Source organism: Microbacterium sp. VKM Ac-2870, assembly GCF_015350795.1.
Taxonomy (GTDB): Bacteria; Actinomycetota; Actinomycetes; order Actinomycetales; family Microbacteriaceae; genus Microbacterium.
The window spans coordinates 389,983-405,571 of record NZ_JADKSH010000003.1; the positions used below are offsets into that span (position 1 = coordinate 389,983).

General features: G+C 68.8%; 16 protein-coding genes and 1 pseudogene. 7 read left to right on the top strand and 10 right to left on the bottom strand.

The features are described 5' to 3' along the window. Positions 1 to 5: 5 nt before the first annotated feature. On the bottom strand, positions 6 to 1,394 hold the full coding sequence (locus ITJ43_RS09175; protein ID WP_194583536.1) for a glycine--tRNA ligase: 1,389 nt from the start codon (positions 1,392 to 1,394) through the stop codon (positions 6 to 8). 124 nt (positions 1,395 to 1,518) lie between these two features. Here ITJ43_RS09175 and ITJ43_RS09180 point away from each other — a divergent pair, with 124 nt between their 5' ends. After that, positions 1,519 to 3,090 carry a class I SAM-dependent methyltransferase gene (locus tag ITJ43_RS09180; protein ID WP_323741179.1) on the top strand — a complete coding sequence of 524 codons (1,572 nt, stop codon included), beginning with the start codon at positions 1,519 to 1,521 and terminating at the stop codon, positions 3,088 to 3,090. 146 nt (positions 3,091 to 3,236) lie between these two features. On the opposite strand, the gene ITJ43_RS09185 is transcribed toward ITJ43_RS09180, so the two are convergent. Beyond that, positions 3,237 to 3,920: an NUDIX hydrolase gene (locus ITJ43_RS09185; protein ID WP_194583538.1), complete on the bottom strand. Its 684-nt coding sequence runs from the start codon at positions 3,918 to 3,920 to the stop codon at positions 3,237 to 3,239. A gap of 90 nt (positions 3,921 to 4,010) precedes the next feature. Here ITJ43_RS09185 and ITJ43_RS09190 point away from each other — a divergent pair, with 90 nt between their 5' ends. Both ITJ43_RS09190 and ITJ43_RS09195 read left to right on the top strand, forming a co-directional pair. Next, positions 4,011 to 5,039, top strand: a complete 1,029-nt coding sequence (locus ITJ43_RS09190; protein WP_194583539.1) for an SPFH domain-containing protein — start codon at positions 4,011 to 4,013, stop codon at positions 5,037 to 5,039. 1 nt (position 5,040) lies between these two features. Beyond that, a complete protein-coding gene (locus tag ITJ43_RS09195) occupies positions 5,041 to 5,928 on the top strand; it encodes an NAD(+)/NADH kinase (protein ID WP_194583540.1) in 888 nt (295 codons plus the stop codon). Between the two features lie 14 nt (positions 5,929 to 5,942). Here the strand turns inward: ITJ43_RS09195 and ITJ43_RS09200 are convergent, their stop codons facing one another. After that, complete coding sequence (locus ITJ43_RS09200) at positions 5,943 to 7,406, bottom strand: sugar porter family MFS transporter (protein ID WP_194583541.1); 1,464 nt, start codon at positions 7,404 to 7,406, stop codon at positions 5,943 to 5,945. Between the two features lie 132 nt (positions 7,407 to 7,538). Between ITJ43_RS09200 and ITJ43_RS09205 the strand changes: the two genes are divergently transcribed. Beyond that, positions 7,539 to 8,465, top strand: a complete 927-nt coding sequence (locus ITJ43_RS09205; RefSeq protein ID WP_194583542.1) for a DUF5996 family protein — start codon at positions 7,539 to 7,541, stop codon at positions 8,463 to 8,465. Here the strand turns inward: ITJ43_RS09205 and ITJ43_RS09210 are convergent. Together ITJ43_RS09210 and ITJ43_RS15405 are read right to left on the bottom strand one after the other, a co-directional pair. Further along, complete coding sequence (locus ITJ43_RS09210) at positions 8,462 to 9,241, bottom strand: DUF4239 domain-containing protein (RefSeq protein WP_228495626.1); 780 nt, start codon at positions 9,239 to 9,241, stop codon at positions 8,462 to 8,464. The genes ITJ43_RS09205 and ITJ43_RS09210 overlap by 4 nt on opposite strands. A gap of 43 nt (positions 9,242 to 9,284) precedes the next feature. Then, a pseudogene (locus ITJ43_RS15405) lies at positions 9,285 to 9,729 on the bottom strand (DUF4870 domain-containing protein). Between the two features lie 49 nt (positions 9,730 to 9,778). Here ITJ43_RS15405 and ITJ43_RS09220 point away from each other — a divergent pair. Then, a complete protein-coding gene (locus tag ITJ43_RS09220; RefSeq protein ID WP_323741182.1) occupies positions 9,779 to 11,146 on the top strand; it encodes an SPFH domain-containing protein in 1,368 nt (455 codons plus the stop codon). A gap of 94 nt (positions 11,147 to 11,240) precedes the next feature. Here the strand turns inward: ITJ43_RS09220 and menC are convergent, their stop codons facing one another. Beyond that, the gene (gene menC / locus ITJ43_RS09225; protein WP_194583544.1) at positions 11,241 to 12,389 is read right to left on the bottom strand and encodes an o-succinylbenzoate synthase; all 1,149 of its coding nucleotides are present in this window, start codon (positions 12,387 to 12,389) and stop codon (positions 11,241 to 11,243) included. Between the two features lie 262 nt (positions 12,390 to 12,651). On the opposite strand from menC, the gene ITJ43_RS09230 reads away from it, so the two are divergent. Next, on the top strand, positions 12,652 to 13,164 hold the full coding sequence (locus ITJ43_RS09230; protein ID WP_194583545.1) for a hypothetical protein: 513 nt from the start codon (positions 12,652 to 12,654) through the stop codon (positions 13,162 to 13,164). A 7-nt stretch (positions 13,165 to 13,171) separates the two neighbouring features. Further along, positions 13,172 to 13,906: a hypothetical protein gene (locus tag ITJ43_RS09235; RefSeq protein ID WP_194583546.1), complete on the top strand. Its 735-nt coding sequence runs from the start codon at positions 13,172 to 13,174 to the stop codon at positions 13,904 to 13,906. A 30-nt stretch (positions 13,907 to 13,936) separates the two neighbouring features. Here ITJ43_RS09235 and ITJ43_RS09240 read toward each other — a convergent pair whose 3' ends face one another. Genes ITJ43_RS09240 through ITJ43_RS09255 form a run of 4 tightly spaced genes read right to left on the bottom strand, consistent with a single transcriptional unit; the run spans position 13,937 to position 15,485 of the window. After that, on the bottom strand, positions 13,937 to 14,074 hold the full coding sequence (locus tag ITJ43_RS09240; RefSeq protein ID WP_194583547.1) for a hypothetical protein: 138 nt from the start codon (positions 14,072 to 14,074) through the stop codon (positions 13,937 to 13,939). A 56-nt stretch (positions 14,075 to 14,130) separates the two neighbouring features. Then, positions 14,131 to 14,553, bottom strand: coding sequence for an organic hydroperoxide resistance protein (locus ITJ43_RS09245; protein WP_060959673.1), 423 nt, complete (start codon positions 14,551 to 14,553; stop codon positions 14,131 to 14,133). A 31-nt stretch (positions 14,554 to 14,584) separates the two neighbouring features. Further along, entirely contained in the window at positions 14,585 to 15,037 is a 453-nt protein-coding gene (locus tag ITJ43_RS09250) for a MarR family winged helix-turn-helix transcriptional regulator (RefSeq protein WP_194583548.1), read from the bottom strand. Between the two features lie 49 nt (positions 15,038 to 15,086). Continuing rightward, entirely contained in the window at positions 15,087 to 15,485 is a 399-nt protein-coding gene (locus ITJ43_RS09255; protein WP_194583549.1) for a hypothetical protein, read from the bottom strand. Between the last annotated feature and the right edge of the window lie 104 nt (positions 15,486 to 15,589).

A 15,589-nucleotide genomic window follows, 5' to 3' on the forward strand; every position in this document is an offset into this window, starting at 1 on the left:
CGTTCTCAGGCGCCGCGCAGATACGTGCGCAGGTGCTCGACGAGAGCGTCCAGGCCGATGCGCTCCTGCGCCATGGTGTCGCGGTCGCGCACCGTCACCGCGTGGTCGTCGAGCGAGTCGAAGTCGACCGTGACGCAGAACGGCGTACCGATCTCGTCCTGCCGGCGGTAGCGGCGACCGATGGCGCCGGCATCGTCGAAGTCGACGTTCCAACCCTGGGCACGCAGGTCGTCGGCAACCTGACGTGCCATCGGCGACAGCTTCTCGTTACGGCTGAGCGGCAGCACGGCGACCTTCACCGGAGCGAGACGCGGGTCGAGCTTGAGCACCGTGCGGGTGTCGGTGCCACCCTTGGCGTTGGGCACCTCTTCCTCGCGGTACGCGTCGACGAGGAATGCCATCATCGCCCGCGTCAGACCGAACGACGGCTCGATGACGTACGGCGTGTACTTCTCGCCCGAAGCCTGGTCGAAGAAGGTGAGGGACTGACCGGATGCCTCGGAGTGGCTCTTCAGGTCGTAGTCGGTGCGGTTGGCGACGCCCATGAGCTCGCCCCACTCCTTGCCCGGGAAGCCGAAACGGTACTCGACGTCGATCGTGCCCGCGGAGTAGTGCGCGCGGTCATCTTCGGGAACGTCGAACCGCTTCATGTTCTCGGGGTCGACGCCCAGGTCGATGAACCAGTTCCAGCAGGCTTCGACCCAGTGCTCGAACCACTCCTGCGCTTCGGCCGGCGGCGTGAAGAACTCGATCTCCATCTGCTCGAACTCGCGCGTGCGGAAGATGAAGTTTCCGGGGGTGATCTCGTTGCGGAAGGCCTTGCCCACCTGGCCTACACCGAACGGGGGCTTGCGGCGCGACGCCGTGAGCACGTTCGAGAAGTTCACGAAGATGCCCTGCGCGGTCTCGGGACGCAGGAAGTACAGGCCCGACTCGTCGTCGACGACGCCGAGGTAGGTCTTGACGAGCCCCGAGAACGCCTTCGGCTCGGTGTATTGACCCTTGGTGCCGCAGTTGGGGCAGGGGATGTCGGCGAGGCCGTTCTCAGCCGGGCGACCCTTGCGGGCCTCGAAGTCTTCGATCAGGTTGTCGGCGCGGAAGCGCTTGTGGCAGTGCAGGCACTCCACGAGCGGGTCGGTGAACGTCGCGACGTGGCCCGAGGCCTCCCATACACGCTTGGGGAGGATGATCGACGAGTCCAGGCCCACCATGTCGGCACGGCCCCGCACGAACGTCTGCCACCACTGACGGCGGATGTTCTCCTTGAGCTCCGTGCCCAGGGGGCCGTAGTCCCACGCCGACCGCGATCCGCCGTAGATCTCGCCGGCCTGGAAGACGAAGCCGCGATGGCGGGCGAGGGCGATGACTTTGTCGAGGCGGGACTGCTCGGCCACAGGTGGCTCCAAATGGTCGTGTCGCGAATGCGAAAAGGTGTGGATGCCGCTCCGCGCGGCATCCGTCAAGTCTAGTCTTGCCCTCCCACCGGCTTCCTGCGCGCTCGCGACTAGCGTGGAACGCGTGAGCGAACGCAGCGACCAGATCCAGCACGTCGTCGTTCCCGGGCGGCATCACCTGTTGACTCGATTCCAGGCGGACTACCTCCGTCGCCTCCTCGCCGGTGAGGAACGCGACGAGGAGGGGCGTCCGATCGTGGTCGCGGCCGACGCGGTCATCGTGTGGGCGGTCACGAGCGCGAACCACTCCGCGACCCGCCGCAACCCCTTCCCCGAGCACCGGCGGGAGGCGGCCATCGAGATCCTCGCGCACGTCGAACGAATCCCGTCGATCGTCGTGCCGGTTGTGGATGTCGCCCCCACGCCTCGCTTCGCCGAGATCACGCTGAAACAGATCGCCTACGCAACGGCCGAGCGCATCGTCCCGACCCCGACGATCTCGCTCATCGCCACCTCGACTCCGCAGGTCGCGGATATGTACCGCACCCTGGGCTACCGCATCGCTCCGATGGAGCGGAAGCACCCCGACGAGCCGCGAACGCCCTGGCAGCTGCTGGACGAGCTGATGGGCGGGTCGGACGGCTGGCGCACCGACGCACACCCGGCGAGCATCGACATCGTCGACCGCTACGGGCTCGACGCCCAGGCGCGCGAGATCGCCGCCGACCCGGTGATCGGCGACGAAGGCGGACTCACCCAGACGCGGGACTACCGCACCTACAGCCGCTCGTTCGAGGATGCCGCCGAGCGCAAGTGGGCACAGGCCCGGCCGTGGATCATGCCGGGGCGCATCGCCGACCTCGGCTGCGCCACGGGCGCGATGCTCGAGCTCGCTTCCCGTGACCCGGAACTGGCCGAATCAGATCTGATCGGCGTCGAGGTCGCACCGGAGCTGTTCGCGGCGTGCGAGCACAAGAAATCCGAGGGCGCGTTCGCCAACCCCAACACCTTCTTCTACCGCCGCAACATCCTCGCCGGTCGCCTCTTCGCAGACCGCAGCATCGCGACCACGCTGAGCTTCGCACTGACCCACGAGATCTACTCGTACGGAGACGGGATGGCGTCGCTCGCGGCCTTCGCGTCGGCGATCGCCGCCCACACGATGCCCGGCGGCGTGTGGATCAACTCGGATGTGTGCGGGCCCGCCGACCCGGATCGCATCGTGCGCCTGCGCATGCAGGGCGGCGACGTCACGACACCCGCGCGCGAACTCTCCGGCTCCAACGACGAGGTGGCGGCGTACCTCGACGCGCTGCCGGTCGGCAGCCGCGTCGCGCAGTTCGCGCAGGACTTCCGCGCACTCAGCGGGGCGGCGTGGGAGTACGAGGTGCGCGACGAGCGGACGATCGAACTGCGCCTCGCGGATGCCATGGAGTTCCTCGAGACGGTCTCGTACACGCGCAACTGGCTGTCGGAGATGCACGAACAGTTCTGCGCCCTGTCGTGGGCCGACTGGCGCGACCTGGTGGCCTCGGTCGGGCTGGAGATCGACGAGCGGTCGGGTCCGTGGCGCAACGACTGGCTCGTCCAGAACCGCTTCGCCCCCGCGGCATCCCTTCGAGGACTCGACGACGAGCCGCTGGACTGGCCCGACACGCACATGCTGCTCGTCGCGCGACGCCCACTCGACGGCTGAGGCGCGCGCTCGGCGCGGTGTCACGCGCCACGGGTGGCGTCACGGATTCGGATCACGCTGCCGGATTCGGATGCCGCGCGCGACGGCATCCGACTCTGTTCACATGCTCCGAATCTGTTGGCCCGGCCGCTCTGCGACCTCGCCACTCAGTGCTCCGGCCGGGTGAACGGCGGCTGCAGTTGACTCACCGGGCCGCGCCGGAACAGCTGCGCAGGGCGGCCGCCGTCGCGCACGACCTCTCCGGTGGGTTCCACGAAGCCCGGAGTTCCGGTGATCTTGCGGTGGAAGTTGCGCGGGTCGACGGGAACCCCCCAGACGGCCTCGTAGACCGCGCGCAGCTGCGCGATGGTGAACTCCGGCGGGCAGAAGGCCGTCGCGAGCGCGGAGTACTCGAGCTTCGCGCGAGCGCGTTCGAGTGCGTCCCCGAAGATCGCGACGTGATCGAACGCCAGCGAGAGCGCGCCGCTCTCGACGTCCGAGACAGGCCACCAGCGGGCCGAACGAGCGTCTGACCCGGCCGACGGCTCGCCGAGATCAGGTGCAAGGGCGAGCCACGCGACCGTCACGACACGTCCGCGCGGGTCGCGGTCAGGAGCACTGTACGTGCGGACCTGCTCGAGGTGCACGCCCGCCGTCACCCCCGTCTCCTCGGCGAGCTCTCGGTACGCGGTGGCCTCGGCATCCTCCTCGGGCAGCACGAAACCGCCCGGCAGCGCCCACATGCCCACCGCCGGCTCGATGCCGCGCTCGACGAGCAGCACGTGCAGCACACGCTCGCGGATCGTCAGCACGACAAGGTCGGCCGCGACCGCGAAAGAGAAAGGGTCCACGTCCACAGGCTATCTCAAATCGTCACCTTGACGATAACCGTTCAGAGCGTTATCGTCAGAATGACACTAACTACGAGAGAGAAGGACACCATGGCCACCATCACGCGCCGCCCGTTCGTCCGCCACCTGAGCACCACGCCGACGATGCACGTCACCCACTTCCGCCGCGGCGCCATGCGTCACGCCGGCGCCGGCCAGGCATTCTGGTTCCGACCCCTGGATGCCGCGATCAGCGAGGTCCCGCTCGACGATCGCGAACTGTCGGTCGTCGTGACCCTCCGCACCGCCGACCTGCAGCAGCTCTCCGCCCCCGCGACGGCCACCTACCGCATCGTCGATCCGGAGCTGGCCGCGAGGCGCATCGACTTCTCCATCGACCTGACCTCCGGCCTCTGGGTCGAACAGCCTCTCGACGCGATCGCCGCACCCCTGCACGGAGCGACGACGGCCGCCGTCGTGCACCTCTTGCAGCCTCGCACCCTCGACGGCGCGCTGCGTGCCGACCTCGCCGAGCTCGGCGCCGCGGCCACCGCGATGCTCTCCGCCGACACGCGTCTGACCGATCTCGGCATCGCGATCGTCGGCGTGCGGTTCTCGCTGCTGCGGGCCGAACCCGACGTCGAACGCGCGCTGCAGACGCCGGCCCGGGAAGCCATCCAGCAGGATGCCGACAAGGCCACCTTCGCCCGCCGTGCTCTCGCCGTCGAGCGGGAAGCGGCGATCGGTGAGAACGAACTGTCCAACCAGGTCGAGCTGGCACGTCGACAGGAGGAGCTCGTCGAGGCGCGAGGGCGCAACTCCCGCATCGAGGCGGAGCAGGCGGCAGCCGCGGCAGCAATCGCCGTGGAGGCCGAAGCCGAACGCATCCGCACGAGCGCACAGGCCCGCGCCGATGCCGACCGCGCGTTGGGCGAGGCGGCCGGCGCCGCCGAACAGGCGCGCATGGCGGCGCTGCGCGATGTGCCCGTCGAGGTGCTGACGGCCCTGGCGATGCGCGAGCTGGCCGGGAACCTGCCCAGCATCGACCACCTCACCGTGACGCCCGACCTGCTCACCGATCTCTTCGGACGCCTCGGCGGCGGGGCCGCTGCGCGGACGGCGACACCGGCGGGACGCTGAGATGGCGACGCCTCGAGCGGTCATCGTGTACCGGGCGAGTGAGCTCACCGAACTGCTCGCCCGGCACGGCACCCGCGGTCAGGTCGCCTTCTTCCTCGACCAGCGGGGGCAGAGCCTCGCCGCCGTGGAGGAGCGGCACGAGCGCATCCGCGCCGCCCTCGCCGACGTCTCCGCCGGCCTTCCCGTCGACTGGCGGCGGGCGTCGGTGGAGCGCGGCGAGCTCGCCCGCTTCGTCTTCGAGCCCGCCGACATCGTCCTCGTCGTCGGGCAGGACGGCCTGGTGGCGAATGCGGCCAAGTACCTGAGCGCCCAACCCGTCATCGGCATCGATCCCCTCCCGGGCGTCAACCCCGGCGTGCTCGTGCCTCACACGCCCGCAGCGGGCGTCGCTCTCGCCGGCGCGGCATCCGAGGGAACAGCCGCCATCTGCGAGCGCACCATGGTGCACGTGCGCACCGACGACGGTCAGTCGCTCACCGCACTCAACGAGGTGATGATCGGCCAGCCCGGGCACCAGTCCGCCCGCTACACGCTGGAGGTCGACGGCCACAACGAACGGCAGTCGTCGTCGGGCGTCATCGTGAGCACCGGAACCGGCGCAACCGGATGGTGCCGCTCGATCGCTCGCATCCAAGCGCCGCAGCTGGGTCTGCCCGCGCCGACCGATCGCACGCTGGCGTGGTTCGTGCGCGAGCCATGGCCCTCGCCCGCCACCGGCGCCGACCTGTTCGCAGGCCGGCTCGACAACGGCGAGCTCACTCTTCGGGTCGAGTCCGACCGGCTCGTCGCCTTCGGCGACGGGATGGAGGACGACCGACTCCTGCTCTCGTGGGGGCAGCGCGTGAGCGTGAGCGTCGCCGACCGGACGCTCCGCACCGTCACCGGGTGAGCGAACGGGCGAACTCAGCGGGCCCGAGCGGTTCGCTTCGGCTTGCGGACGAACAGCGTCTCGCTCTCCTCGAGGGCCATCCCCTTCGTCTCCGGAATCTTCCAGAGCACGAAGACGAACGACAGCGCGGCGAACAGCGCATACATGCCGTAGGTGAACGGGAGCGAGAACGCCGAGAGCTGCGGGAACGTCCACGACACGAGGAAGTTCGCGATCCACTGCGCACCGGCCGCAACGCCGAGAGCCTTTCCGCGAATGCGGCGGGGGAAGATCTCGCCGAGCAGCACCCACACGATCGGACCCCACGAGGCGCCGAAGCCGACGACGAACAGGTTGGCGGCCACCAGGGCGATCGGGCCCCATGCGCCGGGAAGGGTCACGTCGCCGTCCACCGTCTGCGCAAAGGCGAACGCGAGCGCCATCGCGCCCAGCGACACCGCCATCAGGAGCGATCCGGTGAGCAGGATCGGCTTGCGACCGACGCGGTCGACCAGGAAGATCGCGATGAGCGTGACGAGCACGTTGGTGACCGAGGTGAACACGCTGATGAGCAGCGAGTTGCTCTCATCGAACCCGACCGCACGCCACAGCGTCGTCGAGTAGTAGAAGATCACATTGATGCCGACGAGCTGCTGGAACGCCGACAGGACGATGCCGATCCAGACGACGGGCTGAAGGCCGAGAGCCGTGCCGCGCAGGGACGCGCTGCGGTTCTTGCGGTCGTCCTCGATCCCGTTGATCAGCTCGTTCATCGTCTTGTCGAGGTCGGCCGCCGGAACGAGACGCTCGAAAATGGCGCGCGCTTCGTCGGTGCGCCCCTTGGCGAGCAGGAACCGGGGAGACTCCGGCATCGTGAGCGAGAGGATGCCGTAGACCGCCGCTGGGATCACACCGATGAGGAACATCCACCGCCAGGCGTCAAGGCCCCACCAGAGGACGTTGTCTGCGCTGCCGGCGGCACCGGCAAGAACGGCGTTGCTCAGCAGCGCGGTGAAGATACCGAGGGTGATCGCGAGCTGTTGGAGCGACGCGAGACTGCCGCGCACCTGGCGCGGCGCGACCTCGGCGATGTAAGCGGGGGCGACGACCGAGGCGATGCCGATGCCGATGCCGCCGAGCACACGCCAGACGATGAGATCGGGAACGCTGACGGTGAGCGCCGAACCGACCGAGCTGATGAGGAACATCACCGAGCCGAGGAGCATGACCCGCAGGCGACCCCAGCGGTCGGACAGCGCTCCGGCGATGATCGCTCCGAGCGCGCAGCCGAGCAGGGCGACGGCGACGACGAAGCCGGTGAGGAGCGCATCCTTCGTATACGTCGACTCGATCGATGAGACGGCACCGTTGATCACGGACGAATCGAAACCGAAGAGGAAACCGCCGACCGCGGCCGCGACGGACAGTGCGGCGGCCCTCCGCCCATAGGGACTCTTCATCGAGAACGTGCCGGCGGGGATGGTATCGGTCGTGGTCACTCGGAAACGATAGACCCGGCGCGAGTGGCGCGGGCGGCCCTCGCCGAATGGACCGGCGCGTGGTACGGGGGTGGCCCCGCCGAGGCCAGGCTGAGCATCGACGGCGGCCGGGGCGCATGCGATCGTGGACGCATGAACGCGCGCGCGCAGAGGTGGCCCCCGCTTCCCGTCGCCGCATGGCAGGACACGCGCGACACCCTCCAGCTCTGGACGCAGATCGTCGGCAAGCTCCGAATGGAGTTGACGCCCTACGTGAATCAGTGGTGGAACGTGCCGCTGTACGTCGATGCCCGCGGGTTGACGACCTCGCTCATGCCCTGCGGCCCGCATGGCCTCGAGGTGCGCTTCGACTTCCGCCGGCACGAGCTGGTCTTCGACCGCACCGACGGGGCGACGCGCACCATGCCGTTGCGGCCGCGCACCGTCGCCGACTTCTACGGCGAGTTCGAGAGGCTCGTCGCCGAACTCGACGTGCCGGCACGGATCTATCCCGTGCCGGTGGAGCTGCCCGCGGTGATCCCGTTCGCCGACGACGAGACCCACCGCTCCTACGACGCCACCGCCGTCGAGCAGTTCTGGCGCTCACTGCTGTCGGTGTCACAGGTGCTCCACGCCTTCCGCAGCGAGTGGGGCGGCAAGGCAAGCCCGGTGCACTTCTTCTGGGGCGCGTTCGATCTGGCGACCTCGCGCTTCAGCGGTCGACCCGCCCCGCAGCATCCGGGTGGAGTGCCGAACTGCCCCGACTGGGTGATGCGCGGCGCGTACGACGCCGAGGTCTCCAGCGCCGGGTACTGGCCGGGCGGCGCCGACGAGGGAGCGTTCTACTCGTATACGTACCCCGAGCCGCCGGGGTTTCGCGAGCGTGACCTCGGCGTACCCGGCGCGTACTTCGACGAGACGTTCGGTGAGTTCCTGCTGCCCTACCGTGATGTGCGTCAAGCGGAGGATCCCGAGGCGCTGCTGCTGTCGTTCTTGCGCGCGACGTTCCGGGCCGGTCGGGATGCCGGGAAGTGGCCTCCGGTCGGCGTCCCCGTGCCGGAGCTTCGACGCGCCCTCTAGGGAACGCGCTGAAACAGTCCGTCGAGCAGCGACTGGTAGTACCCAGGGGTTACCGAGATCGGGCCCGAGTAGGGACGATCGAAACCGGCGATGGCGTAGAGCAACAGAGCGACGAAGACCGCGATGAGACCGGCCATGATGATGTGAATGCGCAGATTGCGCACCTGGATGAGCGAGAGCAAGATCGCATTCAACAAGGCTCCGACCCACAGGACCGTCCAGAGAATGCTCGGCAGGCCGAGGTCCGTCACCTCGATTCTCTGGCGTCGCTGACCGACGAAAGTCTCGAACGACTGCAGCGTCTGTGCTTGCACGTTGATCTCGCGGGCATTGACCGGGATGAACCCCGTGATCGCCCGCTGAATGGCGGTGACGTCGGCATCCCCACTCACCGGCTCGATGAGCGCGGCTTGCTGGGGCCAATCCACCTCCACGACGTTCGTCGTATAGGTGACGAGCGCCTCGCGCAGCTCACCCCGCTGCGGCTCGGGGAAGTCCTCGGCCGAGCGGTACAGCACGGCGATGGATGACGATTCGTCGAGGGCAACCTGATCGACATCGGCGTACGTCGCGTACGAGGCCGCGGCGATGAGAGCGAGCGTCACGCCGTAGAACACCCCGTAGGCGCCGACGGCGTAGCTGAGCACGCGGTCCCACTCGGATTGATCGTGCGCCATCCGCGCCACCCACCGGCGCAGCATCAGCAGGATCACGCACGACAGGCCCACGAAGCCGACGCAGAAGACGGTCATGCCCAGCCACAGGGGCGCATCCATCAGCGCGACGATCATCAGCCTGCGGTTTTCGCTCAGTCGGCGGTCAGCTGACGAAGGAGATCGACACCGGGTAGGTGTACCACTCGCCCTTGTTCGCGTTCACGGCGGCGATGATCGAGAAGATGATGCGCACGATGTACACGATCGGGACGATCAGGAAGCCGATGAACACCACCATCAGGATGTAGCCCACCACCTCGGCGATCAGCAGCGTGAGCTGGAAGTCCAGCGCGGTCGCCGTGTGCGCGCACGAACGGGCCCCGGTCTTTGAAGATGAGGTAGCCGATGAGCGCGGGCAGGAATCCGAAGAGGGCTCCGCCGATGTGGACGAGCGTCGCCCACATCTTCTCGTCCGAGGGGTTCATGGGCTGGGCCACGGGCTGCGGGTACGGCGGAGTCGTCATGCGTCCAGATTCGGGGCACCGCAGCGCACGGCCCGGGGGGGTTATCCCGAGATCTGCGTTCTCCTCGGCATCCGTCGCCGGCATTCGCTACGGTCGAAGGACATCGACAACACACAGGAAGTGGGTTCGTTTCGTGGACATCCTCGCCGCAGGTGGCGCCCTGGTGATCGTCGGCATCGCTGTCGTCGCCGCCATCGTTCTCTTGGTCTTCGTGCTCATCATGGTGCGCGCCTGGTACAAAGTCGCCAAGGCCGACCAGGCGCTGGTGGTGGTGGGAAAGAGCCAGAAGAGCGCCAGCGGTGAATCGTCGCGCATCTCCGTCATCACCGGCGGTGGCGCCCTGGTCAACCCGCTCACCCAGCGCGCCGAGATGATTTCGCTGCGCGCCCGCCAGATCAAGATGGAGCCGACCGCGCAGTCGTCCACCGGCGTCACGGTGAACGTCAGCGGTGTCGCGCTCGTGAAGATCGGCTCCGACCCCGAGCTGGTGCGCCGCGCCGCCGAGCGTTTCCTTTCGCAGGACGGCGCGATCGAGCAGTTCACGACCGAGCAGCTCGAGGGTGCGCTGCGCGGTGTCGTCGCGACCCTGACCGTCGAGCAGTTGATGAATGACCGCCAGAAGCTGTCGGATCAGATCGCCGACGGCATCAAGAGCGACCTGCTGTCGCAGGGACTCATCCTCGACTCGTTCCAGATCCAGGGCGTCACCGACAAGAACGGTTACATCGACGCGCTGGGCGCGACCGAGGTCGAGCGCGTGCGTCGCGAGGCCGATGTCGCGCGCATCAACGCCGCCCGCGAGGTGCGCGCGCGTCAGATCGCCACCGACGAGGCGAACCTCATCGAGCAGACCGCGTTCGACAAGAACTCCGCCGCGGCCGCGGCCGAGGTCGGACGCGCCCGCGCCGAGGCCGAGCAGGCCGAAGCGCTCGCCCGCGCCGAGCGTGAGCAGGCGGTGCTGCTGCAGGGCGCCGAGAACAAGCAGGCCCAGCTGGATGCCGACATCAAGAAGGTCGCCGACGCCGACCTGTACCAGCGTCAGCGCGCTGCGGATGCCGCGGCGTACGGCGAGGTCAAGGCGGCCGAGGCACGCGCCGAGATCGCCGCACAGGAGGCCGAAGCCACGCGCCTGCGTGCTCAGGCCGAAGCCGACGCCGTGCGGCTCGTCGGAGAGGCGCGGGCAGCGGCCATCGAGGCGGAGGCCGAAGCCCTGTCGAAGAACCAGGAGGCGTTGCTCGCGCAGCGCGCCCTCGAGGCGCTCGTTCCGATGATGACCGAGTTCGCCCGCGGCTTCGACAAGGTCGGCTCGATCACGGTGCTCGGCGGCGAGGGTGCCTCGGCGCACATCGCGACGGAGTCCGCGTCGAGCATGCGCGCCAGCTTCGACGCGATCGAGGCGGCGACGGGCATCGACCTGCGCCAGGTGATCCAGGGTCAGGCGACCGGCCGCGGCATGGCGCAGGGCCTGCGGGAGGAGCAGACGCTCGCCGCGGAGAGCTGAGGCGTTTCGGCTGCCGGCTGCGCTCGTCGCTCGACGACCGGGGTAGCGACCTCCACTCCCGGTCGTTGAGCGAGTGCAGCGAGTCGAAACGCGCTCACGGTCGCAGCTCGACGCGCGCGACGGTCGCGTCGTCGAGCGCAACCGGGTCGATCTCGACCCCGATCCCCGGCCCGGTGGGAACGCGCACGTACCCGTCTTCGAGCACCATCGGCGCGGTGACGATGTCGCGGGCGTAGAAGCGATCGGATGCCGAGACGTCCCCCGGCAGCGTGAAGCCCGGCAGGGCGGCGAGCGCGGCATTCGCGGCGCGGCCGATTCCGGTCTCCAGCATCCCGCCACACCACACAGGTACGCCCGCCGCACGGCAGAGGTCGTGGATGCGCACAGCCTCGAGATAGCCGCCGACGCGACCCGCCTTGATGTTGATGATCGACGCCGCACGAAGCGCCAGCGCGTCGGCGGCGGCTTTGGCCGAGACGATCGACTCGTCGAGGCAGACCGGAGTGCGCAGCCGCGCCGCCAGCGTCGCGTGGTCGACGATGTCGTCTTCCTGCAGCGGCTGCTCGATCAGGAGCAGGTCGAAGCGGTCGAGCTCGGCGAGTGTGTCCGCGTCGGAGAGCGTGTAGGCCGAGTTGGCGTCGACCTGCAGCGGGATCGCGCCGTAGGCATCCCGCACCGCCGCGGTGTCGGCGACGTCCCGTCCCGGTTTGATCTTGATCTTGATGCGGACATACCCCTGGTCGAGGTAGTCGCCCACGGTGTCGACGAGCGCTGCCGGGTCGCGCTGGATGCCGACCGATACCCCGCTGGCCACGCGGTCCGTGCCCGCGCCGAGGTACTCGCCGAGGGCCCGGCGCTCCGCGCGGAGCGCGGCATCCAGCACCGCAAGCTCGAGGCCGGCTTTCGCCATCCGGTGTCCGACGAAGGGGCGCAGCGCGCCCGCGACCCCCTCCGGCGCCAGGCTCCCGCCGGCGATCGACGCGGCATCCCACAGGGCGGGGACGAGGAAGCGCTGGGTCACATCCCACGCGCCCTGCGTGTACTCGCTCGAGTATCGGGGCGCGTGCTGGGTCACGATCTCGCCCCATCCATCGCCGTCGGGAGTGCGCACCCGCAGAATGATGACTTCACGCACCGTCTCGGTGCCGAACGACGTGGTGAATGGCGAGACGAGCGGAAGGTGCAGCACGCGCAGCTCGACGGCGTCGATGACGACGGGGGCTGCGGGCCGGGCGATCGGCATGGGGTCAGGCTACGCCCGCCGCCGCGCACGGTGTGCCTCTGTGAGAATTCCTGCACAGAAGCTATGGTCTAGTGCACCGGACAGTGTTGTCCCCCAGACATCGCACTGCGCTGGCCCTGCTCCGCCGCGTACATCCCCCCGGTTACGCGGCGGAGCGTTTCTCTGTTGCGCGAGTCCGTCGCATGTGCGCCCTACAGCGCGACATCCGCCACTCATAGGATGGCTTCGACCGCGACTCATACCGCAAAAGGACGGAGAACCCATGCCCGATCACGCCGCTATCGCTGCATCCTTGACCACACCCGAGGCCTTTCTGGCGCTCAGCGATGAGGGGGGCGTCTTCGGTGTGAAGAAGCAGGCGAAGGCCGCGTTGGATATCTGGAACCAGGCGGATTCGCATTTCGTCGGCACGTATCAGGGTTTCGCTGCCCCGGGCGGAAAGGGCACCGGGTTCGTGGTCCGCGCGTACTGGGACCCCGCCCGCACGAGTCCTGATCTCGACGCCATCGCGATCGCTGTGCAAACGGCGCTTCCCGTCGCGCTGATACAAAGCGACGAGAAGATCACCTGGAAGGCGCGCAATAGCAAGCAGTCGAGCTTCTTCATCTGGCACATCGCGCAGCAGCAGGCGCTGTCGTTGTGGTTCCAGGAGCGTTTTGGCGTCAGCGCGTGCGTGACTCAGCTTTTCGACCGCGCCGACCTGCATCAGGACGTCGCCGTCGTCGCGACCTCCGGGGGTGCGGACCGCCTCTGGTCCTTCACTTCCGGTTCTTGACCGCGCTGTGTCGGCCGCTCTTCCACCGCGCCCGGAGCGACGTCTGCGCAGGTGGCTGCTTGCCGCCCTCACCGGTGCGTTCACCCTGGCAGGCGTCGCCGCCCTGCTCGTGCTCGCCACCGATGCGACGGTCGGCGGTCCGGTCCGTGTACTGATCGGGGCGGGGGCCGTTGTTGCGACGTTCGGGCCCGCCGCGGTCGGCGCCGCGTACCGGTGGGTGCGGGCGCGAAATCGGCGCCGGGAGTCGCAGCCGAGTGCAGGTCCGATCTCCGATCGTGCCGTGCGGGCGCAGGCCCTGCTCGGCACGACCTCGCGACGACTGCACGCGTCACGCCAGCCGGAGGATCACGCGCGCGCCGTGTGGAGCGATCAGTTCCGCATCGCGGAATCGACCGTCCGGCACCTCTCGCCGGAGGAGCTGCTCGAGTTTCTGTGGGTCGCGCGCCCCTCGCAACCCGACGGCTTCGGGGCGTCGCCGGAGTTCGCCGGATTGCCGCAACCCGTCCAAGACGTGATCGTCCTGTTGGATCTGCGTCGCGAGGTTCAGCTGCGTGGTGCACAGATCGCACTGAGCGCAGCATCCGGCTTCTACCATCACGATCGCGCTCGAACCCGGGCCGCCGTGCAGCGGAGCGGAAACGCGGCGCTCATCGCGGAGCTTCAGGCCCGCCAGCCCCGCGCGCACGCACTCATCGCGGCCCTCGACGACCCTCGCACATGGGACGCTCTGCTGCGCGACTGAGGACCAGCGCTGCGGCCAGGCCCAGCCCGGTCAGCGGTGGCTGCGCGATGCGAGGCCGAGACGCGGGGCGACGTAGGTGCTGCGACGCGGCGCACGGGGGCGCAGCACGTCGGTGATGGCGGTGATGAAAGTGCGCACGGCACCCGTCCTCTCGGGAGTCTCACTCATGAGTGTTCTGCCTAAGAGAGTGCGGATGCCGTGCGTTATGACGCGGGTTCGCGAAATCAGTCGTCGACGACGGTGACAGCCACCTCGATGTTGCCGCGGGTGGCGTTGGAGTACGGGCACACCTGGTGCGCGGCATCCGCCAGCTGCTGGGCCACGGCGAGGTCGACGTCGGGGATGTTGACCTCGAGGGCGACGGCCAGCTGGAATCCGCCCTGGCCGTTGGGGCCGATGCCGACGCGCGAGCCGACGCTCGAGCCCTCGATGCTGACCTTCTGGGCGCGGGCGACGCTCTGCAGCGCGCTGTGGAAGCATGCCGCATAGCCGGCCGCGAAGAGCAGCTCGGGGTTGGGGGCCTCGCCGGCGCCGCCCATCTCCTTGGGGACGCGAACGTCGAAGTCGAGGATGCCGTCGGTCGTGCGGACGTGGCCGTTGCGGCCTCCGCCGGTGGCGAGGGCTTCTGCGGTGTAGAGGGTGTCCATGGTGATTTCCTTTCGTGGGGCGGTTCGTGAGTCAGGCGGCGGCGCGGAGATCAGCGGCGAGCGCACGCATGTTGGCGGTGATCGCCGAGAGCTGTTCGAGAAGCTCGCCGAGGTTTCGGCCGCTGTCGACAAAGGCGGGGACGAGGCAGCCTGCGGCGGCGATGACGGCGTCGTGAACCTCGCGACCGGCGGGTGTCAACTCGACGCGGACGATCCGCTCGTCACCGGCATCCCGTCGGCGGCCGACGAGTCCGCGATCTTCGAGCCGCCGCAGCAGCGGCGAGAGTGTGCCCGAGTCGAGACCGAGCTCGTCGCCGAGCCCACTCACCGTGCGCTCCCCCGCCGCCAGCACCACGATCGCGAGGTACTGCGGATAGGTGAGCTTCCACGGCTTGAGCACCTCGCGGTACGCCTGGGTCGTCGCGTGCGACGCCGTGTACATCGCGAAGCAGACGAACTCGTCGAGCGTGGTGGGAGCGGACATAGGCAAAGCATTGCACACAATTCAATTGTGCACAATCTTTCTTCTCGCCTCAGCGAGTCAGCGTGTAGCCGTCGGGGTCACCCTCCCGCGGCGGCCGCAGCTGCGCCGGCAGTGGCCACGGCAGCACGATCCCCTCATGCGGGCGGCTCATGTCGCCGTAGTCGTCGACCTTCACGACGATGCGCGCAGGCGTCACCTCGACGAGGCGCACCCGCACCGGCCCCCGGTCGTCGCGCTCGAGCATCCACGGCTCGGCGAGGAAGGCGAGCCCCCGCTGCTCGAGCGCTTCTTCGGCATCCAGCCATTCGACGGATGCCGCGACCTCGCGACCCAGGACGTCGATCGCGGTCCACGCGTCACCGTCGGGGCGGATCCACCCCAAGCGCTCCCCGTCGTCGCGGTGGTGCGGCGTCCAGTCGTCGGGAACCCCGCGTTGTCGGTCAGCCACGACACCCAGCCTAGGCACGGCCCGGCGTCGACGCGACGTGTTCACCACTCCGGAGTCTTCCGGCCGCCGACGTGCGAAACCGACCGGCCGGGCGCATTTCCGAC